Consider the following 613-nt stretch of genomic DNA (forward strand, 5'->3'; position numbering starts at 1 on the left):
GCTCAGTGTCGACGCCTGAGCGATTGCGGCCTTGATGCCGCGAACCGTCGCCTCGCCCGAGGTAATCTCGACGCTCGTGTTGCCGTCGGCGATCTTCACCCGGCCGGCAGCGGTCGCCGGAATGCCCGCTATGGTGGCGCCGCCGGTGAAATTGGTCCAATCGCCGTCGCGCTTCAGGTCGACGCCGATGCCGCTGATTTCGGTGGTTCCGGAAGTGACGCTGTCAGCCTTTATCGAACCGGCGATCGCCGGCGCCTTGAGATAATTGGCGATCAGCGCATTGACGGTGATGGCCTTGGCCGTCACGTCGCCACGCGCGATCGAAGTGCTCTTCGCATCGATCGCGACGGAGGGCGCGTCGCCCTCCTTGGCAAAGCCGATGGTGCCGTCGATGTCGCCCGTCACCGCCTGGCCGGCGAGTGCGGCCAACTGGTCGATAGCGGGCGCGTCGAGCGTCAGCGTGCCGAGCGGCATGTACTTGTCGTCCAGCGCGAGATCGCCCGAGACCTTGTTGTCGCCCAGCGAGACCAGGAATCCGTTGATCGAACGCTTGCCCTCGCTTGTCACCAGTGCTGCCTTGATATCGAGCGGCTGGTCGTTGACGGAGCCGGTC

1 pseudogene is annotated in these 613 nt (G+C 65.3%); it reads right to left on the bottom strand.

What is annotated here, in order from left to right:
- A pseudogene (locus tag EN969_RS34220) lies at positions 1-613 on the bottom strand (translocation/assembly module TamB); the annotation flags it as partial.

It is taken from the genome of Mesorhizobium sp. M7A.F.Ca.CA.003.01.2.1 (assembly GCF_003998945.1).
Classification (GTDB): Bacteria; Pseudomonadota; Alphaproteobacteria; order Rhizobiales; family Rhizobiaceae; genus Mesorhizobium; species Mesorhizobium ciceri.